At 70.6% G+C, this 22,088-nt stretch carries 23 protein-coding genes; 10 read left to right on the top strand and 13 right to left on the bottom strand.

The annotated features are described in order from the left end of the window. Positions 1–7: 7 nt before the first annotated feature. On the top strand, positions 8–1,138 hold the full coding sequence (locus UO65_RS35170; RefSeq protein ID WP_084176347.1) for a DUF262 domain-containing protein: 1,131 nt from the start codon (positions 8–10) through the stop codon (positions 1,136–1,138). A gap of 17 nt (positions 1,139–1,155) precedes the next feature. Beyond that, positions 1,156–1,662, top strand: coding sequence for a HEPN domain-containing protein (locus UO65_RS36335; protein ID WP_152552332.1), 507 nt, complete (start codon positions 1,156–1,158; stop codon positions 1,660–1,662). Between the two features lie 359 nt (positions 1,663–2,021). On the opposite strand, the gene UO65_RS28870 is transcribed toward UO65_RS36335, so the two are convergent. The 11 genes from UO65_RS28870 to UO65_RS28820 form a co-directional block, all read right to left on the bottom strand. After that, the gene (locus tag UO65_RS28870) at positions 2,022–2,537 is read right to left on the bottom strand and encodes a methylated-DNA--[protein]-cysteine S-methyltransferase (protein WP_035288761.1); all 516 of its coding nucleotides are present in this window, start codon (positions 2,535–2,537) and stop codon (positions 2,022–2,024) included. Between the two features lie 11 nt (positions 2,538–2,548). Continuing rightward, positions 2,549–4,018: an AlkA N-terminal domain-containing protein gene (locus tag UO65_RS28865; protein ID WP_035288853.1), complete on the bottom strand. Its 1,470-nt coding sequence runs from the start codon at positions 4,016–4,018 to the stop codon at positions 2,549–2,551. A gap of 100 nt (positions 4,019–4,118) precedes the next feature. Beyond that, positions 4,119–4,679: a GrpB family protein gene (locus UO65_RS28860; RefSeq protein WP_035288758.1), complete on the bottom strand. Its 561-nt coding sequence runs from the start codon at positions 4,677–4,679 to the stop codon at positions 4,119–4,121. A 41-nt stretch (positions 4,680–4,720) separates the two neighbouring features. Continuing rightward, complete coding sequence (locus tag UO65_RS28855; protein WP_035288755.1) at positions 4,721–5,491, bottom strand: SDR family oxidoreductase; 771 nt, start codon at positions 5,489–5,491, stop codon at positions 4,721–4,723. Between the two features lie 51 nt (positions 5,492–5,542). Beyond that, positions 5,543–6,121 carry a TetR/AcrR family transcriptional regulator gene (locus UO65_RS28850; protein ID WP_035288752.1) on the bottom strand — a complete coding sequence of 193 codons (579 nt, stop codon included), beginning with the start codon at positions 6,119–6,121 and terminating at the stop codon, positions 5,543–5,545. 33 nt (positions 6,122–6,154) lie between these two features. Beyond that, entirely contained in the window at positions 6,155–7,039 is an 885-nt protein-coding gene (locus UO65_RS28845; RefSeq protein WP_035288850.1) for a hypothetical protein, read from the bottom strand. A 48-nt stretch (positions 7,040–7,087) separates the two neighbouring features. After that, positions 7,088–7,768 (bottom strand): hypothetical protein, encoded by a 681-nt coding sequence (locus UO65_RS28840; RefSeq protein WP_035288749.1) that lies wholly within the window; start codon positions 7,766–7,768, stop codon positions 7,088–7,090. Between the two features lie 19 nt (positions 7,769–7,787). Next, positions 7,788–8,510: a Crp/Fnr family transcriptional regulator gene (locus UO65_RS28835; RefSeq protein ID WP_035288746.1), complete on the bottom strand. Its 723-nt coding sequence runs from the start codon at positions 8,508–8,510 to the stop codon at positions 7,788–7,790. Between the two features lie 101 nt (positions 8,511–8,611). Then, positions 8,612–9,388: a glycerophosphodiester phosphodiesterase gene (locus UO65_RS28830; RefSeq protein ID WP_035288742.1), complete on the bottom strand. Its 777-nt coding sequence runs from the start codon at positions 9,386–9,388 to the stop codon at positions 8,612–8,614. A 33-nt stretch (positions 9,389–9,421) separates the two neighbouring features. Beyond that, positions 9,422–10,147, bottom strand: coding sequence for a phosphocholine cytidylyltransferase family protein (locus UO65_RS28825; RefSeq protein WP_200873498.1), 726 nt, complete (start codon positions 10,145–10,147; stop codon positions 9,422–9,424). Continuing rightward, entirely contained in the window at positions 10,144–11,400 is a 1,257-nt protein-coding gene (locus UO65_RS28820) for a CDP-glycerol glycerophosphotransferase family protein (protein WP_052021911.1), read from the bottom strand. The genes UO65_RS28825 and UO65_RS28820 overlap by 4 nt, the downstream gene beginning before the upstream one ends. A gap of 449 nt (positions 11,401–11,849) precedes the next feature. Between UO65_RS28820 and UO65_RS28815 the strand changes: the two genes are divergently transcribed. From UO65_RS28815 to UO65_RS28780, 8 genes are all read left to right on the top strand, one after another. After that, positions 11,850–13,220, top strand: coding sequence for an MSMEG_0569 family flavin-dependent oxidoreductase (locus tag UO65_RS28815; protein WP_233427881.1), 1,371 nt, complete (start codon positions 11,850–11,852; stop codon positions 13,218–13,220). Positions 13,221–13,324: 104 nt separating this feature from the next. Next, positions 13,325–14,152 carry an amidohydrolase family protein gene (locus UO65_RS28810; RefSeq protein WP_035288839.1) on the top strand — a complete coding sequence of 276 codons (828 nt, stop codon included), beginning with the start codon at positions 13,325–13,327 and terminating at the stop codon, positions 14,150–14,152. A gap of 45 nt (positions 14,153–14,197) precedes the next feature. Further along, a complete protein-coding gene (locus UO65_RS28805; protein ID WP_035288739.1) occupies positions 14,198–14,710 on the top strand; it encodes an MSMEG_0572/Sll0783 family nitrogen starvation response protein in 513 nt (170 codons plus the stop codon). Between the two features lie 68 nt (positions 14,711–14,778). Further along, on the top strand, positions 14,779–15,843 hold the full coding sequence (locus tag UO65_RS28800) for an MSMEG_0568 family radical SAM protein (RefSeq protein ID WP_035288737.1): 1,065 nt from the start codon (positions 14,779–14,781) through the stop codon (positions 15,841–15,843). Between the two features lie 16 nt (positions 15,844–15,859). Further along, entirely contained in the window at positions 15,860–17,242 is a 1,383-nt protein-coding gene (locus UO65_RS28795; protein ID WP_035288735.1) for an MSMEG_0567/sll0787 family protein, read from the top strand. Beyond that, positions 17,239–18,084 carry a carbon-nitrogen hydrolase family protein gene (locus tag UO65_RS28790; RefSeq protein WP_035288733.1) on the top strand — a complete coding sequence of 282 codons (846 nt, stop codon included), beginning with the start codon at positions 17,239–17,241 and terminating at the stop codon, positions 18,082–18,084. The genes UO65_RS28795 and UO65_RS28790 overlap by 4 nt, the downstream gene beginning before the upstream one ends. Before the next feature lie 9 nt (positions 18,085–18,093). Beyond that, a complete protein-coding gene (locus UO65_RS28785) occupies positions 18,094–18,942 on the top strand; it encodes a carbon-nitrogen hydrolase family protein (RefSeq protein WP_035288730.1) in 849 nt (282 codons plus the stop codon). Continuing rightward, positions 18,924–20,000, top strand: a complete 1,077-nt coding sequence (locus UO65_RS28780) for an MSMEG_0565 family glycosyltransferase (protein WP_035288727.1) — start codon at positions 18,924–18,926, stop codon at positions 19,998–20,000. Before UO65_RS28785 ends, UO65_RS28780 begins: the two co-directional genes overlap by 19 nt. An 8-nt stretch (positions 20,001–20,008) precedes the next feature. Here the strand turns inward: UO65_RS28780 and UO65_RS28775 are convergent, their stop codons facing one another. After that, positions 20,009–20,572: a hypothetical protein gene (locus UO65_RS28775; RefSeq protein WP_035288724.1), complete on the bottom strand. Its 564-nt coding sequence runs from the start codon at positions 20,570–20,572 to the stop codon at positions 20,009–20,011. Beyond that, positions 20,569–21,843, bottom strand: coding sequence for an MFS transporter (locus tag UO65_RS28770; RefSeq protein ID WP_035288721.1), 1,275 nt, complete (start codon positions 21,841–21,843; stop codon positions 20,569–20,571). Before UO65_RS28770 ends, UO65_RS28775 begins: the two co-directional genes overlap by 4 nt. Positions 21,844–22,088 lie beyond the last annotated feature (245 nt).

Here is a 22,088-nt window from a genome sequence, read left to right as displayed (position 1 = left end):
GAAAAGTATGACAGAGTTTGACGACGCGGACGCCCGCTCGCTAGATGAAGTGGACAATCTCACGCAGGATGAGTTGGCCGCAGTTAACGAGGCGGACCATAAAGTTTTGCCCGTAACTTATTCTGGTACCGATTTCGACGTCGAAGGTCTTGTGCGACGGTTGAACCGAGCAGATATTGCCATTCCTTCATTTGGGCATGGTGATCCTACACTTGAAGCTGCTGGTTTTCAGCGAGGGTTTGTGTGGCGTCGTCCGCAAATGGACAGGTTTATTGAATCGCTTCTTTTGGGATTTCCTATTCCAGGAATCATTCTTGTCCAGCAGCAAGACAAGCGCTACTTGGTACTAGATGGCCAGCAAAGGTTGAGGACGTTGGCGGCCTTCTACAGTGGCGTACATGCAGGCATCGAATTTGCTCTTCAGAACGTTGCCGATGAATATAAGGGGTTGACCTATAAAACGTTGCCCGCTCCGCTCCGACGTCAATTGGACAACACTTTTATTCAGGCTACCATCGTAAAGACTGATGGTACTGGAGAGTCGCTCGAAGCGGTTTATCAAGTATTCGAGCGACTAAATTCGGGAGGTACTCAACTAACCCCACATGAAATTCGTATCGCCCTGTATCCCGGAGAGATGGTCGACTTTATCTCTGGTTTGAATAAACTACCCGAGTGGCGAAATTTGTATGGTAAAGTATCGCCCAGGGTGCGCGACCAGGAATTGATCCTACGCATCATAGCGCTTTTTATGAGTGCTGATGAGTATGAGCGGCCATTGAAGACGTTTTTGAACGACTTCCTCGGGAAACATCGTCACTTGGAAGATGTTGATGTCGAGCAAATTCAGACTCTTTTCGAACAAGCTGCCGCGCTGTTGAATTCTGCGGCAGGAAGATCGGCTATTCGGTATCAAAGTAATCAGGTCAATGCTGCTTTGGCTGAAGCTTTGTTCGTTGGCCTGATGAAGCGTATTCAGGCTGGCTCAAATCTATCTCCTAGAGCCGTCAGGTCTATCGTTGATAGCCTATCAAATAATAAGCGTATGACCGCCGCTATCTCAGGCTCAACGGCAAGCGAAGAAAATATCAAAACTCGATTGAACCTCGCTTCTAGCGCCTTTAGAAGGACGCGATAGAGGAGGAGGCTTCAAAAATGGGAAATCAATGGCCTCCTTACAATCTCAAAGCTCTAAAAAATGGTCTTGACAGTCTAGCTGATGGAGTTAAAAACCAACCAAAAGAACGTACAGATGATGAGCAAATGTGGCTCACCAGATTTCTGGTCGTGCGAATTTGTGGATATCTTGAACAAGTGGTTCACGAAACGCTTCGAGAATTTATAGAGGCTAAGAGTGGGGGATTGGCTCGGACTTTTGCCCTTTCGTGGATTGAAAAAAGCCGCAACCCTTCGCCTGATAATATGGTTGGGCTCGTTGGACGCTTGGATGCTACTTTGGGCGAAAGTTTGCAAGCGCTGTTGGATGCTGATGATAAAGATGTTCTTAGAGAACTCTCTTTGCTGCTTGATCGCCGACATAAGATTGCACATGGCCTGAATGAGGGAATGAATACGCGCAAGGCTTTGGCTCTAAAAGAAGTTGTCGAGAAAGTTGCGGAATGGTTTTTTTCTAATCTCGATCCGACTATTGGGCGAAAATAGAGATGCGACCCATGTGGAACTCAATCTTTTACAGTTGGAATCCTGCTAGAACAAAGCGGAATTGATCTAGAGATGTTTGCGCTGTGCGGTCCGTGCGTAGGCCGTGGGCATGAAATTGGGCATGAACACAAGCTGGCTAGGCCTGCTTTGTGCCCAGGATCTGCCTCATGAGAGCTCTTCTGTCCTGCTGGTAGCTCTTGGAGACTTGTGTCACTGCTCTCATAATCCTTTGGCCGTCGGTTCGAGCCCGACCCGCCCCACCACTCGTCACCTGCGGTTGCGCGCCGGAGGGCGATGGTCCGGCCGCTGAGGCGGTGACAAACGGGTGGCAAACCCCTGGCACCTCCGGTCGCCGCCGTTCACCCCATCGTGGTGAACAGGTCTGGGGTGGTGGTGCCCGCGGTGCGGCGTTCGTGGTCGAGCAGGTGTTGCTTGCGGGCGAGGCCGCCGCCGTAGCCGGTGAGGTTTCCGGTGGCTCCGACGACCCGGTGGCAGGGGACGATGATGCTGATCGGGTTCTTGCCGTTCGCCAGGCCGACCGCGCGGGAGGCGGTGAGGGTGCCGGTGATCCGGAGGGCGAGTTCGCCGTAGCTGGTGGTCTCGCCGTGGGGGATGGTGGTCAGTTCGGCCCACACCCGGCGTTGGAAGTCGGTGCCGTGCAGGTGCAGGGGGATGTCGAACTCCGTGCGGGTGCCCTCGAAGTACTCGGTGAGTTGGGTGATCGTCGCGGGGAACGCGGTCGGGTCGTTCTCGCCGAAGGTGGTGGTGTCGGGGAGGTGGCGTTGGTTGGTCATGTAGAGGCCGGAGAGGACGCCGTCGGTGGCGACCAGGGTCAGGGTGCCCACCGGGCTTTCCACGTGGGTGTGGGTGCGCATGTGCTTGCCTCTCAAGGGGATACGGGCATCCGGTTGACCGCGTGGTCCATGGCCGCCCACAGGTACTGCACGGCGTAGGCGCGCCAGGGGCGCCACTGTTGCGCGTGGGCGGTGAGCGCGGACGCGCCGGTGGGCAGGCCCAGGGCCGCTGCCGCCGCCTTGATGCCGAGGTCGGTGGGGAGGAACGCGTCCGGGTCGCCCAGGGCGCGCATGGCGATGGTCTCGACCGTCCACGGGCCGACGCCGGGCAGGGCCAGCAGCCGTTCGCGGGTGGACGCCCAGTCGGCGCCCGCGCCCAGGTCGACCTCGCCGTCGGCCAGGGCGCGGACCACGGTGGTGAGGGTGCGCTTGCGGGTGGCGGGCATCGCCAGCCGGTCCGGGTCCAGGTCGACCAGGGCGGCCGGGTCGGGGAACAGGTGGGTCAGGCCGCCCTCGGGATCGGTGATCGGTTCGCCGTGCTCCAGCACGAGGCGGGCGGCGTGGGTGCGGGCGGCGGCGGTGGAGACCTGCTGGCCGAGGACCGCGCGGACCGCCAGCTCCTCGGGGTCGGCGGTGCGCGGGACGCGCCTGCCGGGGCTCTTGGCGACCAGGGGCGCCAGCACCGGGTCGGTGGCGAGCTGGTCGTCGACGGCGACCGGGTCGGCGTCGAGGTCGAGGAGGCGGCGGCAGCGGCTGATGGCCGTCGACAGGTCGCGCAGGTCGCTCAGCGCGAGCCGGGCGGCGATGTGGTCCGGGTGCGGGCTCAGCGCCACCACCGCCGGGCCGTGCGGCAGCCGCAGGGTGCGCCGGTAGGCGCCGTCGCGCCACTCCTCGACACCGGGGACGCCGGTGGCGACGAGGTGGCCGAACAGGTTGTCGGGGGTGAGCGGCGCGCGGAACGGCAGCCGGACCGAGAGGGTGGTCGCCGGGGTGTTGACCGGTTTCGCCTTGGCGCGCAGCTCGGTGGGGGTCAGGGCGAACACGGACCGGACGGTGTCGTTGAACGAGCGGATGCTGGCGAAACCGGCGGCCAGGGCCACCTCGCCCATCGGGAGCGTGGTGGTCTCGATCAGCAGCCGGGCGGTCTGCGCGCGCTGCGCCCTGGCGATGGCCAGCGGACCCGCCCCGAGCTCGGCGCGCAACTGCCGCTCGACCTGCCGGACGCTGTAGCCCAGGCGGGCGGCCAGACCGGGCACGCCGTCGGTGTCGACCACGCCGTCGGCGATCAGGCGCATGGTCCTGGCCACCAGGTCGGCCCGCTCGTTCCACTGCGGCGACCCGGGGCTGGCGTCGGGCCTGCACCGCTTGCAGGCGCGGAAACCGGCCTGCTGCGCGGAGGCGGCGCTGGGGTGGAAGCGCATGTTCTCCACTTTGGGCGGCACCACCGGACAGCTCGGCCTGCAGTAGATGCCGGTGGTGAGCACCGCGGTGTAGAACCAGCCGTCGAAGCGGGCGTCCTTGGACTGGACGGCCCGCACGCAGCGTTCGGTTTCGGTGTGCACGGAACCCAGTCTCACCCCTTCCCGCGACTGCGGCTGGCAGGAAACCGACGCCACTCTTCCGGACGGGGGTGGCGTCGGTTTCCTGCCAGGTGGCGACCGCCTACCGCTGGGCGTGGTCCAGGATCTCCTGGACCACGGCGGTCTTCGCGTCGGCGTAGTGCTGGACGTGGCGCCAGGTGCGCCGGGCCAGTTCGCGCTTGGCGGCCGCGTAGCGGTCGCGGTCCTCGGGGTGGGTGCGCAGCCGGTCCCGGAAGGTGAGCATCCGGGTGATCTCCGAGGCGCCTTCGGTGAAGACGTGCAGGTTGATGTCGGTGTCGGGGCCCTTCAGCAGGCGGTGTTCGAACCAGTCGGGTTCCCGGATGCGCAGGACGTAGCCGTGCGCTCGCAGTTGCGGCACGTAGGTTTCCTCGGCCGCGGAGTCGGCGACGGCCAGGACCATGTCGATGATGGGCTTGGCGGGGAGGCCGGGGACGGACGTCGACCCCGCGTGTTCCAGGCGCCGCACGGTGTCGCCGAGGATGGCGGTGACCCGGGCGGCCTCGCGCTCGTAGAGGCGCGGCCAGTCCTCGCTGTAGTCGGCCAGGTCGATGGTCGAGTTGTGCGGGGTGACCGGGGTGACGGTGACCTTCTGGAGGTCCTCGTCGGTGATCTCGTTCGACACGGTGTCGGCTCCTTCTCGAAGGCAGCCGGACAGGATATCAATCAGACCGTCTTGATGACGCCGCCGTCGGCCAGGTAGTCGGCGCCGGTGAGGTTGCCCGACAGCGGGGAGGCCAGGAAGGTGATCAGGGCGGCCGTCTCCTCCGGTTCGGTGAGCCTGCCGGTGGTGATGGACATGGCGGCGGGCACCGAGGCCAGGAACTCCTCCAGCGGCACGCCCGCCCGCGCCGCCAGTCGGCCCGCGTAGCCGTCGGGGTCGGACCAGTTCCGGGTGCGGGTGGGGCCGGGGCTGACCGTGAGCGCGCGCAGGCCGCTGGCGCCGAACTCCTCGGCCAGGGCCTTGGTCAGGTTGTTCAGCGCGGCCTTCGCGGTGCCGTAGTCGATCGGCTGGAAGGCCGCTCGGGCGCCGATCGAGGACACGTTGACCACCACGCCCCGCTTGCGCAGCAGGCCGGGCAGCAGGGCGCGGGTTACCCGGACGGTGGCGAACAGGTTCAGCTCGTAGGTCTCCCGCCACGCCTCGTCGCTGAGGTCGAGGAAGCCCGTGGCGGCCATGCCGGCGGGGACCACGCCGCCGAGGTTGTTGACCAGGATGTCCACCTCGCCCGCGACCTCCGCCAGCGCGCCCGCGCCCGAGGTGTCGACCAGGTCCACCGGGACGGGGGTGATGAGTGGGTCCGAGGGGGGCGCCGGGGTGCGGGCGGCGGCGAACACCCGGACGCCCTCGGCGGCGAGGGCGGTGGCCGTCGCCAGGCCGATGCCCTTGCCTGCGCCGGTCACGACGGCGGTCTTGCCTGCCAGGCGCAGGTCCATGGCAACCTCTTTCTGTAACTTAAGTTCCAGTATTGGGGCAAAAAAAAGAAACTAGAGCGCGCGCATCGCCGTTTCGGCGAGGGCGGCGAGCCTGGTCGGGTCCGGGTCGACCCTCGCCAGCACCTGGATGCCGTTGGTGGTGGTCAGGAAGAAGGTTGCCAGCGCGGCCGCGTCCCGGTCGGCGGGGATCTCGCCCGAGCGCTGACCCTCCTCGACCACCGCGCGGAACGCCGCCTCCTGGCGGTCGAAGGTGGCGCGGACGAAGCCGCTGACCGGTTCGTCGCGGTCGGCGAACTCGACGGCGGTGTTGGTCATCAGGCAGCCGCGGCGGCGCTCGTCGGTGCGGGCGGCGGCGATGACCATGTCGAGGGCGGCGCGCAGGCGGGCGCGGGCGGTGCCGGGGCCGTCCAGGATGTCGAACAGGCGGGCGGTGTTGGCCTCGTGGTAGCGGCGCAGGGCGCGTTCGAACAGCGCGTGCTTGCTCTCGAAGGCGTTGTACAGGCTGCCGCGGCCGATGCCCATGGCGTCGACGAGCTGCTGGGGGGTCGTGCCCGCGTAGCCGTTCGCCCAGAACAGCTCCATCGCCGCGTCGACGGCGGCGTCCGGGTCGAACCCCTTGGTGCGTGCCACGCGGTCGACCCTAGGCGATACTGGAACCGGAGGTCAAATATCGCGTCGGGGGAACCGGCGGACGCCGTAGCAGGCGAGCAGCACGGCCACCCCCAGCAGGAACAGCCCGAGACCGGCGCCCACATCGGCCACTGCGGGTGCCTCCAGTGGGTTCACGCCGACCGCGGATTCGACGCCGACGACGACCGTGAGCACGAGATGGCCGACGAGGGCGAGCTGGACCACGCGCAGCCGGGCCAGGGGCGTCCACCGGGTGAAGGCGAGCAGCCAGGAGAGGGCAGGCAGGACGAGGATCGCGTGCATGGCCACGGCGTGCGCGAGTTTCAGGACCCCCGCGGTGGTGTGGCCGGGGTCGCCGGAGCGGACCGCGATGGTCCCGCGCGCGATCATCGCCGCCCCCACCGCCAGGGCCACGACGAACAACACCAGTCCCGCCCGCACGGCCAACCGCATGTCCGGCGCGTCGACCGCGTCCTTGCGGAAAGCCGCCACCAGCAGTACCGCCGCCGACACCACGATCGCCGCCCCGCCCGCGGCCAGGGTCAGGGAAATGGCCCTGTCCGCGCCGCTGGTGGAGTTGAAGTGCGACGGCACCCGCCGCCACGCCTGCGCCGAGATCAGCGCCACCTCGACCACACTCGCGGCGGTGAGCAGTCCCACCGCGGTGCGCCTGGCCCGGTCACCCATGCGGACGCGGGCGCTCACCCAGGTGACGGTGATCAGGGTCAGCCCGAACGACAGGCCGAACGTCGTGGGCTTGCGCCAGGACACCGGACCCTCCCACGGGCCGCCGTCGACCAGGAACACTCCGAAGTGGACGACCCCGGCCAAGAGCAGCACCGCTCCGACCGCGTAGGCCACCCGCTCAACACGGCGACCCCCGGTCCAGGAACGGGCCAGGTCGGGCAGCAGGACCATGCGCGCCATGGTGCCCGCCGCCGCCTGAGAGAGCTGACAGGCGGGTGGCTACCAGCGGCCGCCGAAGGTGATGCCGCCGTTGATGGTGTGGGCCTGGACGGCGTTGGTGACGTTGCCGTTGATCGTGTTGATGACCCTGCCGTGTTCCTGCGGCTGCGGTGACCGCAGGTTGGTGAGGGTGGTGGCGTCGAAGCCGGGGATGCGCACCCACGCGTTGCCCGAGTATTCCTTGACCGTGATCGGCAGGGGTGCGAAGTCGCCGCGGTGGACGTGGGTGGTGTGGTGGCCTTCGAAGACGAGGTTCAGGACGCGGTCGGGGATGATCAGGGCGGTGGTGGCGCGGTCGTCGGTGGCCTCGGCGGCGCAGCGGGTGAACAGGGCTTTGAAGGCGTCGGCGTCGAGGAGTCTGCTGGCGTCGACGCGGGTGCGCGACAGGCTGTCGCCCGCGGTGACCGGGCCCAGTTCCACCGACAGCCGGACCCGGACCGGGCGGTGCAGGCGGTTGTGGGCGACGGTCAGCCCGTTGACGTGGTGGGCGGCGTCGAGGAGGGCGCCGACGCGGGTGGCCGGGACCGTGACCAGGGCGCCGTCGCCGCGGTCGGCCCATGCGAGGAGTTCGTCGTCGGGGATGCCCGCGCGGGTCAGGGACTCGCGCAGGGCCCGCTCCATGAACTGCCGGGACTGGGTCATGGCGTCCTCGGGGACGCCTGCCGACCCCGCGATGTCCACCCCCAGGACACTTCTGTGCTCAGGTACCAGGTCCACGTGGCTGCCTCCCTCGGTTGCGGAGATCCTGCACCGCCGGGCGGTGGGACTCCCCCTGATTTCCGGGACTCGCGGCCCCGAGCCGCCCCGGGTCCGGCAGCCGGAAGCTGAGCCTGCCGGTCTCCACCAGCCCGTCCGCGCGCAGCCCGGCCAGCGCCGCGGCCACGTGCTGCTCGGAGGCAGCCACGGCCATCGCCAGATCCTGCTGGCTCAGCCCGCGCAGCACCAGCCCCCGGTCGGTGGCCGTGCCGAAGCGCCGCGCCCACGCCAGCAGCGCCAGTTCCACCCGGGCCCGCACCGGCCTGGTGACGAGCACCTGCCGCAGGTCGCTGCGCTCGTGCCGCAGCCGCCAGGTCTCGTCGAGCAGTTCGCGCACCCCGGCGTCGTCGGCGCGCAGCCGCAGGAACGCGGTGGCGGCCACCCGGACCGCCCGCACCTGGGTCAGCGCGACGATCGTGGCGCTGCGGGCCGCGCGGGTGATGACCCCGGACTCGCCGAGCAGTTCCCCGGGGCCCACCAGGCCGACGACCGTGGTGGCGTCGTCGTCGTGCGCGTGCAGCACGACCTTGGTCAGCCCGGACTCCACGAGCAGCACGTCCGTGCTCGGCGCCCCCGCGCTGAGCAGCAGGTCACCCCGCCGGAACGCCACCTCCCGCCCGACCGAGCGCAACCGGGCCCGGCCGGACTCGGCGGTGGGTGAGGTCATGTCGATATCGTGCCGCAAACCGGGCGCGGGGGTCGCGGAACGGTGTCGGAGACGGCGGAGGCCCCCGGTGTGGTCCGGGGGCCTCCGTCACGAGTTCCGGGTCAGGCGGCGGGTTCCAGGGCGAGGGCCGCGACCGCCTTGGGGACGTTGTTGACGCACAGGGCGTCGACCCCGGCGTCGAGGAGCCTGCGGGCGAACTTCAGGGTGGGGCACCAGGCGAGGAATTCGCGGCCGCTGGCGTGGACGGTGTCGACCACGTAGTCCAGCGGGCGCAGCAGCGCCGCCTGGTCCTGCTCGGTGGCGTGCAGCGAACCCCAGTGCGGGGCGAGCACCTGCACGTCCAGGTGGGCCGCGGCGGCCACCGCCTGGTCGATCGGGAACTCCAACCAGGTGAGCAGGCCGCGCGGGACGCCGGGGGCCACCTCGCGGGCGATGTCGAGCGCCCCGGCGTCGAACGAGCTGATCAGGGTGGGCCGGGCGCGGGCCGCGCGGCGGGCGACGGCGCCGAGCCTGCCCATGGTGGAGCGGGCCCGGCTGCGGGTCGCGTCCTCCATGGACGTCTTGACGTCGAAGTCGACCCCCACGTGCGCGGGCAGCGCCGCGAGCAGGGTGTCGAGCCGCAGGGCGCCGCGGGCGACCGCCTCGGTGCCGGTGAGGTCGGCGTAGAACACGCCGTCGTCGTCGGCCGGGTTGTGCGCCACGACCAGGTGGTCGTCGGCCGTGCGGCGGACGTCGACCTCCACCCAGTCGACGCCCGCGTCGGCGGCGGCGAGGAAGGAGCCGAGCGTGTTCTCCACGTGGCCGTCGACGGTGCCGCGGCCGCAGCCCCGGTGCCCCAGGAGTACCGGCCTGGGCCCGAACACTCTGTTGCCGTCCATAACGCGCCGACACCCCGCCGACGCGCCGTGCGGCTACGCGGCGGAGGTGACGGTCTTGCCCACCTCCACGTTCGCACGCTCGAGGTCGCCCGCGAAGTCCACCTCCACCACGAAGAACTCGGAGATGTCCAGCGCCTGTACCCGAAGCCCGCCCCCCTCGATCGCGGACTCGATCCCGCGCTCGAAGTAGTCGGCGTCGGTGCACGACTCGAGGTGCTCGACGAGCGCCCCCAGGTCCGGGGACGCGATGTAGTTGATGCCGACCGCCTCACCGAGACCGCCGACCACCGATTTTGACAGCTCGCGGACGTATCCGTCGACGGAAGCGGTGTACTTCACCTCTTCTTCACCGACGGCGGCGGTGTTCACGCAGACGAACGTCTCGTCCCGGCCGATCATCGGCAGGGCCGCCCGCAGCAGCCCGGCGTCGAACACGACGTCGCCATTGAGCCAGAGCACCCCGCCGGTGCCGGGCGCGCGCAGCGCCCTGAGCAGGCTCTTGGAGGTGTTGGTGTGCTGGTAGCGGTGGTTGTAGACGAAGTTCGCCTCGGGCACCGCGGCCATGATCTGCTCGGCCTGGAAGCCGACCACCACGGTCAGCTCGAACCCGTCGTCGCCGAAGACGGCCCGCAGGTTGTCCAACTGCCGGTGCAGGATCGAACGCCCGTCGACCAGCGGGGTCAGCGGCTTGGGCCGGGGCATCCCCAGCCGTGTGCCCATGCCCGCGGCCAGGATGACAACTCGCTGTCGGTCGCTCACGCCGACCTCCCCGGTGTGCTCGTGCGGCCCTCGGCCAGCAGGGCGAGCCCGCTGTCGCGGGTGGCCGCGGTCTCGTCGATGGCGGCCAGGAACCGCGCGGTGCTCTCGCCCGGTCCCAGGTCGCCGAAGTAGCCGCGTCGGGCGGCGTGCCGGTCGGCGCGGCGCGGGTCGGCCGCGAGCCGGTCGGCGATGGTGGCCGCCAGGTCGGCGACGGTGCTGCTGTCGACGATGTCGGCGGCGGCCGCGACCGGGGCCGCGGCCAGCAGCCGCTCCCGGTCGTCGTACCGGTCGGCGATGAACATCGGCTGGTCGACCCGCAGGTACAGGAAGTCCAGGCCGACCGAGGACACGTCGGTGACGATCAGGTCGCAACCGGGGAACACGGCCAGGATGTCGCCGGTGAGGTGCACCCGGTGCCCCGCCGCCGGGTCCAGCCGGTCGGCCTCGGTGATCAGCCGGATGATCTCGCGGTGGTCGGCGGCCACCGACGGCAGCGGGCTCACCACCACCCTCGGGTGCGGCTTGTAGACGACCCGGGTGCCCGGCACGGCCAGCGCCGCCTCGACGATCCGCGGGCCGAACACGTCCACCGAGGTGTAGTTGTTCGACGCGTTCTCGCCCTCCCAGGTGGGGGCGTAGAGGACCGTGCGGCGGTCGGTGGGCGGCAGCAGCGGCGCGGGCCGCAGGTCGAGCTGCGGGCGGCCGACCGGGACCAGCTTGGCGTCGTCGAAGCCGATCAGCGCGGCGTGGTGGCGGGCGACCGCGTTGGGGCCCGCGACGAAGACCCGGTCGTAGGCCTTCACCTGGTTGCTGACCATGCAGACCTTGTCGCTCTCCCCGTGGTTCACGTGCACGTGCAGCATCGTGCGCTGGGTCAGGGAGTGGAAGTTGTGCACGGAGTTGTTCACGTACACCGCGACCTTGAAGTCGCTGACCTCGTACAGGTCGACCAGGTCGGGGAAGGTCGGGGCCAGCACGCAGCGCAGCGGGGTCAGCGTGGACAGCTCGGCCAGGCTCGCCAGGTCGCGCAGGACGATCACCACCGGGTGCCGCTCGTCGAGCAGTTCGAACACCGGCAGCCACTGTTTGAGCTGGTAGAGCTTCCTCGGGTCGTCGGCGAAGTACACGGCGACCTCGCCGAGCACCGGTTCGCCGGGGACGTAGCCCGCGGGCTGGGGTCCCCTCGGCGAATCCAGCAGCCGGTGCGGGTCGATCCCGCTCCCGGTGCTCCTGCGACGACCGAAAAAGCCCATGCGGCAACTCCCTCACGAGGTCGAGCGGGGTCGGCAGACCGCACGGGAAAAGCGGCCTGGCGAAAGGTTGGGGTGAACGGGCAGTCGGCTTGCGGGCGCGACGCCGTGCGCCCCCATTGTCCCCGACGGCCACTGTTTCGCCAAGTACCGGATGCCGGAGAGAAACCAAGTGTTTACCACTTCGGACCGGAACCGCCCGCCCACTACACCCCGGGTGCCCGCCCCGCTCGCCCGGTGCGGTGATGTACACGGGGTCGAAACACGGCGCCGGGCTTGGTAACCCCGCGCTGTTCCGGGCGGAACGCCCCGGTCATGCGCGGCGCCTGTACTGGTGCCATGCCGGAGATGTCCTCCACCGTGCGGTGACCCGACGGCGCGGACATCCGGGCCCGGGCAGCGGCGCTCGGCGACAGCACACCCGGAGAGGTACCAGTCGAGGGGTTCCAGCGATGAGCAGGCTTGTTCCGGTGCCGGGCGGCGGCACGCACGACCTGGACGGGGTGCACCGGTCGGTGGTGGTGATCGGCGGCGGCCAGGCCGGGCTGTCGATGAGCCACTGCCTGACCCGCGGCGGGGTGGACCACCTCGTGCTCGAACGCGGCACCCTGGCCAACGAGTGGCGCGACCGGCGGTGGGACTCGTTCTGCCTGGTGACGCCGAACTGGCAGTGCGCGCTGCCCGGCTTCGGCTACGACGGGACCGACCCCGACGGGTTCATGCTGCGCGACGAGATCGTGGACTACCTGCGCCGCTACGCCGAGTCGTTCCGCCCGCCGCTGGTGGAGGGCGTCGAGGTGACCCGGCTGCGCGCCGACGGGACGGGCCGGTTCGCGGTGACCACGGGCGCGGGCACGCTCACCGCCGACCAGGTCGTGGTGGCGACCGGTCCCTACCAGGTGCCGCTGATGCCCCGGGTCGCCGTGCGGCTGCCGGACGGCATCACCCAGGTCCACTCGTCCGGGTACCGCAACCCCGGGCAACTGCCCGCGGGGGCGGTGCTCGTGGTCGGCACCGGGCAGTCCGGCTGCCAGATCGCCGAGGACCTGCACCTGGCCGGGCGCACCGTGCACCTGGCCACCGGCAGCGCGCCGCGGGTGGCCCGCCGCTACCGCGGCCGCGACGTCGTCGACTGGCTCGACGACATGGGCTACTACCGCAGGTCCATCGACGAGTTCGACGACGCCGACGCGGTCCGGATGCGCGCCAACCACTACGTGACCGGCCGCGACGGTGGCCGCGACATCGACCTGCGCGCCTTCGCCGCGCAGGGGATGCGGCTGCACGGCAGGCTCGCCGGCATCGGCGCGGGCACCGCCGCCTTCGCTGGCGACCTCCGGGCCAACCTCGACGCCGCGGACCGGGTGTCGGAGTCCATCAAGGACTCGATCGACACCCACATCGCCGCTCGGGGGCTCGACGCGCCGACCGAGGCGCGGTACGTGCCGGTGTGGGAGCCCGCCGACGACGGTCCGACGTCGGTCGACCTGGCCGTCGAGGGCATCACGTCCGTGGTGTGGTGCACCGGCTTCGGCCGCGACAACCGGTGGATCGACCTGCCGGTGTTCGACGGCCGCGGCTACCCCGCCCACCACCGCGGGGAGACGAGCTTCCCCAGGCTGTACTTCCTGGGCCTGCCCTGGCAGTGGACCTGGGGCTCCGGCCGGTTCTGCGGGGTCGCCGGGGACGCCGAGCACCTCGCCGAGCGGATCGCCGCCCGCAGCGGCACGACGGCGGACTTCGAGGTGCCGTGGCTGTCGGGCACCCCGGACAGCACCTGGCCCAGCGCCGACGAGTGGACCGCCCCGCGCACCGTCGCGTAAAAGCGAAATCCGTTCCATCCCGAGTCATATCCCGGCAACAAACGAAACGCCGTGTTGTTCCGCGGGGAATCATTCCGACATCCCGTGAAGGTGGAATTGTGGACATGACCGGACGACGGGTGAACGACGCACACCGACACCTCGGTGTGCTCCCGTCCCATCCTTTCTACGGTGGCCCCGCGATCAACGCCGACATCGGCGCGCGGGCCACGATCGACGAATTGATCGCAGACCTGGACGAAGAGGGCGTCGAACGCGCGCTCGTCATCCCGAACTACGGCGTGCCGGACCCGGACGTCGCCTTCGGCTTCAACGAACTCGTGGTCGAGGCTGCGCAGCGCGACGAGCGGATCAGCGCCGCGCTGTGGACCTCGCCCAAGCCCGGCGACGCCGAGCGCAACACCCGGGCGCTGGCCCTGGCGGGCGAGCGCGGGGTGCGCGCGCTCAAGACCAGCTTCCTGCTCGGCGGGCACCCCACCGACCCGGAGTGCACGCCCGAGATCGACCGGATCTTCGCCGCTGCCAGGGAGAACAACCTGGTCGTGCACGTCCACACCTCCCCGGGCGCCGCCTCGGACGTCGACCAGGTGGGCACCCTGGTCGACACCTACGGCGACGACGTGGACATCCACCTGGTGCACTTCGGCGGCGGGATGAGCGGGCACATGAAGCTCGCCGGTTCCCGCTTCTTCGACTGGGTGGCGGCGGGCAAGCGGGTCTACACCGACCTGTCCTGGGCGATCGGTTTCGCCCCGCGCTTCCTCGCCGAGGAAATCAGCAGGCGGGGGATCGGCCACGACCGGGTCCTGTTCGCCAGCGACCAGCCCTGGGGTGATTTCGCCGGTGAATTCCACAAGCTCAACGCCGTCACCGGAGACGGCGAACTCGCGGATCTCGTCTTCCGCGACACTTTCGCGCGGCTCTACGCGTGAAGGTGTCAGACCGTTCTGGAAATCCGAGTCAAGGAGATTGCGGCAATGGCTGACCTGACCGAACTCGAAGAGACCAGCCTCAACGAAATCCCGCACCCCTCGCTGCCCGAGGGGTCGAACCTCTACGGCGGGACGAAGGTCTTCCCGGACTACCAGGCCGAGGCGGGCCAGAGCTACTTCACCCTGGTGCACGGCATCGCGCACGAGTCCTCGGTGAGCTTCGTGGCGATCCTGCAGGCCACCCGCGCGCTGCGCAAGGGCTTCGAGTCCGCCATCTACTTCTACGGCCCCGGCTCGATGAACGCCATGGCCACCCGCGGGTTCCCCACCACCGGCAACTCCGCGTTCCCCGGTGAGCACAACATCAACGACTCGCTCAAGACCTTCATCAAGGAGGGCGGCAAGGTCTACTGCTGCCGCTTCGGCCTGTCGCTGCACGGCCTGCGCGAGGAGGACCTGATCGAGGGCGTCATCCCGACGCACCCGCTCGACGTGCAGGACGCCCTGATCCACTACGCCCGCAAGGGCGCGATCATCAACTCCACCTACATGTGGTGACCGGGTGGCGGGGGGCCGCCGCGCCCCCCGCCGGGACCGGGACTCCCGTCCCGGGGGAGGAGCCGCACGTGAGCATCGAAACCGACCTGAGCACCCGCGTCGACCTGGCCCTGCTCGGCGCGCGGATGGACGCGCCGGTCCGGCGCAGCAAGGGCGCGGGCCCCAGCGACGACGGGCACGTGGTGCTCGACGGCGCCAACGCCACCCTGCCGACCAACCCGGAGTCGCCGTACGCGGTGCGCGGCGGCCGGGTCTTCCGCGGCACCCTCGACCTCGGCCTCAGCGTCGAACCCGTGCGGCGCCCGCGTTTCTACGACCTGGAGACCGCCGACGGCGTCCGCTACGACAAGATCGCCCTCCTGCACGGCCGCGACGTGCTGGCAACGACCGTCGTGCAGACCTGCATCCGCTACGCCGAAGAGAAGCGTTGCAAGTTCTGCGCCATCGAGGAATCGCTCAACCAGGGCGACACCATCGCCGCGAAGACCCCGGCCCAGCTCGCCGAGGTCGCCGAGGCGGCCGTGCGGCTCGACGGGGTCCGGCAGATGGTGATGACCACCGGCACCACCGCCGGGGCCGACCGCGGCGCCCGCCCGCTGGTGCGCTGCGTCAAGGCCGTGCTGGACGCCGTGCCCGGGCTGCCGATCCAGGTGCAGATCGAGCCGCCCGCCGACCTGTCGGTGATCGCCGAACTCAAGGACGCGGGCGCCACCTCCATCGGCATCCACGTCGAATCGCTCGACGACGCGGTGCGCGCGGAGTGGATGCCGTCCAAGGGGCTGATCCCGATGGCCGAGTACGAGGCCGCCTGGGACGAGGCGGTGCGCGTGTTCGGCCGCAACAGGGTCTCCACGTACCTGCTGATCGGCCTGGGCGACGACCCGGACGAGCTGGTCGCGGGCGCCGGTCGGCTCATCGACCGCGGCGTCTACCCGTTCGTCGTGCCGTTCCGGCCGATGCTGGGCACCCTGGCCCGCCGCGACGGTGCGACCGCGCCCTCCCCGGAGCTGGTCGGCGACGTGACCCGGCGGGTCGCGGCGCTGCTGCGCGCCGCCGGGATGTCCGGCGCCGACCAGGGCGCCGGGTGCGCGGCCTGCGGGGCGTGCAGCGTGCTGCAAGCGGCCGGGGGTTGAGGTGAGCCCAACGGAGATGACTGTGCTGGGCGAGGTGTTGATCGGGGCGCGGACCCCGGCCACCGGACCGTTCCACCACGTCGAGGTCGCCGACGCCGCCGCGACCACCCGCTACCGGGTGCTGCGCCGGGAGACCTTCGTCGAGCGGCAGGGCCTGTTCGCCGACGACCTCGACTGGCGCGACGACGACCCGCGCACGGTGGTGCTCGTCGCCAGGGACACCGGCGGAGAGGTCGTCGGCGGGGTCCGGCTCGGCCCGGCCGAACCGGGTGCCGACGTCGGCTGGTGGGTCGGCGGCAGGCTGGTCGTGCGGCCGGGCGCCGGTGCCGCGGGCGTCGGCTCCGCCCTGGTGCGGGCCGCCTGCGCGCACGCCGAGGGCGCGGGCGCGCTGCGCTTCGACGCCACCGTGCAGGCCGCCAACGAGCGGCTGTTCCGGGGGCTGGGCTGGCGGTCGGTGCGGCCGGTGACCGTGGCGGGCCACGACCACGTGCTGATGCGGTGGCCGATCGGGCGGATCGCCGCCCTGGCCGACGCCACCAAGCGCAGGCTCGGCGCGCTGCTGGCCGGGATGTCCCCGGGCGGACCCGGGTTCGTCGGCGACGACGGCGCCCCGGTGCCCGGCAGCGACCTCGTCGCCGCCTGCGACGCGATCGTGCCCGCCATGGTCGAGCGCGACCCGGAGTGGGCGGGCTGGTGCTCGGTGCTGGTCAACCTCAACGACCTCGCCGCCATGGGCGCCACCCCGGTCGGCGTCCTCGACGCCGTGGGCGCCCGGGACGCGTCCTTCGCCCACCGCGTGCTCAGCGGTCTGCGCGGGGCCGCCGAGGCCTACGGCGTGCCGGTGCTCGGCGGGCACACCCAGTTCGGCGTCCCGGCCTCGCTGTCGGTGACCGCGCTGGGCCGCACCGGGCACCCGGTCCCCGGTGGCGGCGGCAGGCTGGGGCACCGGATCACCCTGACCGCCGACCTCGGCGGCCGGTGGCGGCCCGGGTACGCGGGCAGGCAGTGGGACTCCACGACCTCGCGGTCACCGCAGGAGCTGCGGGCCATGCTCGCGGCGGTCGGCGCGGCCCGCCCGGCCGCGGCGAAGGACGTGTCGATGGCCGGGGTCGTCGGCACGCTGGGCATGCTGGCCGAGGCGAGCGGCTGCGGCGCCGTGCTCGACGTGGCCGCTGTCCCGCGCCCCGACGGCGCGGGCGTGGGCGATTGGCTGACCTGCTTCCCCGGCTTCGCCATGCTCACCGCCGACCGACCCGGCGCGGCCCCGCTGCCCGCCGGGCCCGCGGTCGGCGCCGAGTGCGGCGAGCTGGTCGCGGGACGCGGCGTCGGGCTGCGCTGGCCGGACGGGGAGACCACCGAGGCGATCACCTCAGCGGTGACCGGGATGGGGACGGCATGAGCGGCTTGCGGATGGCGGCGGTCGCGGCGAACTTCGACCGCGACCTCGACGGCGACTTCGCCCGCATCGCGGGGCTCATCGAGCGCGCTCGGGCGGACGGGGTGAAGCTGCTCGCCCTGCCCGAGGCGGCGCTCGGCGGCTACCTGCTGTCGCTGGACGGCACAGCCGGCTCCCCGCCCGCGCTGGCCGTCGACGGCCCGGAGATCCGGAAGCTCTCGGCACTGGCGGGCGACATGGTCGTCACCGCCGGGTACTGCGAGGCCGCGGGCGACACGCGCTACAACAGCGTGGTCTGCGTCAACGGCGACGGCGTGCTGGGCAACCACCGCAAGGTGCACCAGCCGCTGAACGAGGACGCCAACTACGGCGCGGGCTCGGGGTTCGCCGCCTTCGACACGCCAGTCGGCAGGCTGGGCATGATGATCTGCTACGACAAGGCGTTCCCCGAATCCGCCCGCGCCCTCGCCCTGGACGGCGCGGAGATCATCGTGTGCGTCTCCGCGTGGCCGGGCAGCGCCACCAACCCGGACCCGGACCTCAACCGGGACCGGTGGAAGCGCCGGTTCGACCTGTTCGACCGGGCGCGCGCCCTGGAGAACCAGGTCGTGTGGCTCTCGGCCAACCAGTCCGGCACGTTCGGTTCGCTGCGCTTCGTGGCCAGCGCCAAGGTCGTCGACCCGGGCGGGGAAGTGCTGGCCGACACCGGGGTCACCGAGGGCGTGGCGGTGGCCGAGGTCGACGTCGCACTGGCCCTGGAGAACGCCCGCCGGGCCATGGGCCACCTGCGCGACCGCCGCCCGGAGGCCTACCCGGCGCTGGGCGCGCAACTGGTCCGGGCATAGTCGGCGCCCATGAGCGCAACCGGCACCGTCCGGATCGGGGCCGTGGCCGCCCACTTCGGCCGCGACCTCGACTTCGACCTCCAGCGCGTCGCCACGCTGATCGAACACGCCCGCCGCGACGGCGCCGCGCTGCTGGTCCTGCCGGACGCGGCCCTCGGCGGCTACCTCGCCGACCTGCGCCACCCGGACCCGGAGTCGCTGCCACCGGCCCTGCCGCTCGACGACGCGCACGTGCGCAAGGTGGCCTCGCTCGCGGCGGAGATGGTGGTGTGCTTCGGTTTCCGCGAGGCCGACGGCGACAAGCGGTACAACAGCGCGCTGTGCGTCACCGGTGACGGGGTCCTCGGCAGCCACCGCAAGGTCCACCAGCCCGCGGGGGAGTCGATCGCGTACGCGCCGGGCACCGGTTTCCACGCGTTCGACACTCCGGTCGGCCGGATCGGGATGCTGATCGACTACGACAAGACCTTCCCCGAGTCGGCGCGGGCGCTGGCGGTGGACGGCGCGGAGATCATCGCCGCGCTGTCGGCGTGGCCCACCAGCATCACCAACCGGGCGCCCCGGATGGCCCAGGACCGCCAGTCCCGGCTCTTCGACCTCTACGACCAGGCCCGCGCGGCGGAGAACCAGGTCGTGCTCGCCTCGTCCAACCAGACCGGGGCGCTGGGCGGGATGCGCTTCCTCGGGCAGGCCAAGGTCGTCGGCCCCGGCGGCGACATCCTGGCCCGCACCTGGTCCAAGGCCGGGATCGCCATCGCCGAACTGGACGTGGCCGCCGAGATCGCCACCGCGCGCCGCGTCCTCAACCACCTGACCGAGCGCAAACCGGAGGCGTACGGGTGCGGATCGCGCTGCTGACCTACTCCACGAAACCGCGCGGCGGCGTCGTGCACACCCTCGCGCTGGCCGAGGCGCTGGCCGCGCTGGGGGAGGACGTCACGGTCTGGACCCTGGGCCGCGGCGGCGACACGGGTTTCCACCGCCCGGTCGACCCGGCGGTCACCCTGCGGGTCGTCCCGTTCCCCGACCGACCGGACGAGGGGGTCGGCCCGCGCATCCTCCGCTCGATCGCGGTGCTGCGCGCGGCTTTCGACCCCGCGGACTTCGACGTCGTGCACGCCCAGGACTGCATCACCGCCAACGCCGCCGGACCGTGCGTGCGCACGGTCCACCACCTCGACCGGTTCACCACCCCGGAACTGGCCGCCTGCCACGAGCGGGCGATCGTGGAACCGTACGCACACGTCTGCGTGTCGGCGGCGGTGGCGGCAGAACTGGCCGACGGCTGGGGCCTGTCGGCGCGAGTGATCCCCAACGGTGTTGCTGCCGCGCGGTTCTCGGCCGCGGTGGGATCTGCGTCGGCGGGGGAGTGGCGGGCGGAACTGGGCCGCTACGTGCTGTCGGTCGGCGGGATCGAGCCGCGCAAGGGCTCGGTGGAACTGCTGGAGGCATTCGCCGGGTTGGGGTTGCCGGACGTGCGGCTCGTGGTGGCGGGCGGGGAAACGCTGTTCGACTACCGGGACTACCGGCGCGCGTGGGAGGCGCGGGCGGTGGAACTGGGGGTCGTGCCGGAAGTCCTCGGCCTGGTCGACGACGCGGAACTGCCCGGGCTGGTGGCGGGCGCAAGCGCTTTCGCCTTCCCGTCGACGAAGGAGGGCTTCGGGCTGGCCGCGATGGAGGCGCTGGCCGCCGAGGTGCCGCTGGTGGCCAGTGACCTGCCGGTGCTGCGCGAGGTCTTCGGTGAGGTCGCCACCTTCGGCGCCACGCCCGCGGAGTTGGCCGCCGGGTTGCGGACCGCCCTGGCCGCGCCGGACCCCGCCCGGCGGGAGGCGGGGAAGGCGCTGGCGGCGCGGTACACGTGGGAGGCTTCGGCGCTGCGGCACCGCGAGCTGTACCGGTCCCTGGTTTCGCGGTAGCGCCGTGCTCAGCGCCCGCCTCGGTGGTCCGCCTGCGTGAGCGGCGGGGGACCGCCAGAGGGCGCCAGTCTCGGGCGGGAGTCGGCCAGGAGCCAGCGCCCGTCGACCACCACCAGCTCGAAGTCGTGAACGAGGGAATAGCCCTCGGCCTCCGGTACGCCCGGGTTCTGCTCGCCCGCGGCGGTGAAGTGCAGCGTGGTCCGCTCAGCCACCACGGCGTGCGCGGACGTGCCGCTGACCGTGATCCGCTCGACGGTGATGTCCAGGTCCGCCGCGTCGTGCCCGGCGAGGGGGTGGGCCCGGTACCGCTCGTCGGCCGCGTCCAGCACGGTGAGCGCGGTCGCGGTCCGCGCGGCGAACCCGCCGGTCATCGAACCCGGGAGCCGCGCCGCCGCGGTGCCCGGTTCGGCCCCGGTGCCCACGTCGGCCCTGGCCCGCAGGTGGTCGGAGACCCAGGTGGCCACCTCGGTGGACGAGAGCGCGGGCACCGCCTCAGCGCCACTCGACCGCGCCACCGCCGCGCCCACCAGCGCCACGACCACGCCCGCTTCGCGCCACGACCGCCACTTCACGCCAGTTCACCGCCCCTGGTCTCCGGGAGGGTGCGGATCACGAAGAACGCGATGACCGCCGCGCCCGCCACGTAGTAGAAGAAGACGTTCTGCAACCCCGCACCCGCCAGGGCGCTGATCAGCAGCGGTGCCGTGCCACCGAAGACCGCGACGGTGAGGTTGTACCAGGCGCCGATGCCCAGGGCGCGCAACTCGGTGGGGAACAGCTCGCTCATCAGCGCGGGCGCCACCGAGGTCATCGCCGTGTAGATGGCCAGCCCGACGGTGAAGGCCACGATCAGCCCACCGAGGTTCGGGGTGACCAGGAGGGACAGCGGGACGATCAGGACCGCGATCAGCGCCGCCCAGACCAATAGCTGCGGCTTGCGGCCGAAGCGGTCCGCCGCGGCGCCCATCGGGTACTGCAACGCGATGAACACCGCCGTCCCGATGGACAGCGCCAGGAACACGTCGGCCGGGTCGGCGCCGCGCGTGGTCACCGCGAACGGGGTCAGGGCGCTGAAGAACGTGTAGTAGCAGAGCGTCGAGAGCATGCTGAACCCGATCAACTGGCCCACGGCCCTCGGGTGGTCGCGCAGGGTGCGCCACAGCGGGTTGCGCACCCGCTGGGCGCTGTCGCGGCGGGACCGGAACAGCTCGGTCTCCGGGATCGTCCGGCGCAGCCACAGGGCGATCAACCCGAACACCCCGCCCAGCAGGAACGGCAGCCGCCAGCCGTAGGAGGTCATGTCGGCCTTGTCCAGGGTGCGGGCCAGGACGAACCCGAGCACGGTCGCGCTGAGGACCGCCGCCCCGGTGGAGATGTAGAAGAACGAGGAGTACCGCCCCCGCCGCTCCGGCGGCGCGATCTCCCCCAGGTACGCCGACGCGTTCGACACCTCCCCGCCCAACGAGATCCCCTGGGCGATCCGGGCGAGCAGCAGCAGCGCCGGGGAGAACCACCCGACCTGCTCGAACGTCGGCAGCACGGCGATGAGCACCGACCCCACCGCCATCAACACGATGGTCAACAACATCGCGGGCTTGCGACCCCGGGTGTCGGCGAAGCGGCCCAGCAGCACCCCGCCGAGCGGGCGGAAGAAGAACGCCAGCGCATAGGTGGCGAACGTGTTCACCTGCGCCGCCGTGGAGTTGCCCGCCGGGAAGACCTCGGTGGCGAAGTACACGCTGAACGTGGCGAAGATGGTCCAGTCGAACCACTCCAGCGTGTTCCCCGCGCTGGCGGCGACGAGTTGGCGGATCGGGAGCCTGTGCCGGGCCGTCTGGGTCACACCGCACCTCCGTGAACGATCCACCGGACGTTAGCCGGTCCGGAGACCCCTTGTCACCGACGCCGTGCCGACGAGGCTCCCGTCATGGCGGCGTGGAACTGATCCGGCGCGGGAACTGAGGTAATTTCGCCCCGTGAGCGACGAGCCGTCCCGCTGGACCATCCACGACGAGCGCTTGGTGGACGACACCCGCCGCCTCCATGTGGCAATTGCCCACGTCGAACTACCCGACGGCCCCTCACCGC

Source organism: Actinokineospora spheciospongiae, assembly GCF_000564855.1.
GTDB classification, from domain to species: domain Bacteria; phylum Actinomycetota; class Actinomycetes; order Mycobacteriales; family Pseudonocardiaceae; genus Actinokineospora; species Actinokineospora spheciospongiae.
Note: the sequence above shows the minus strand (reverse complement) of the source record. Positions and strands in the feature narration are given on the sequence as shown.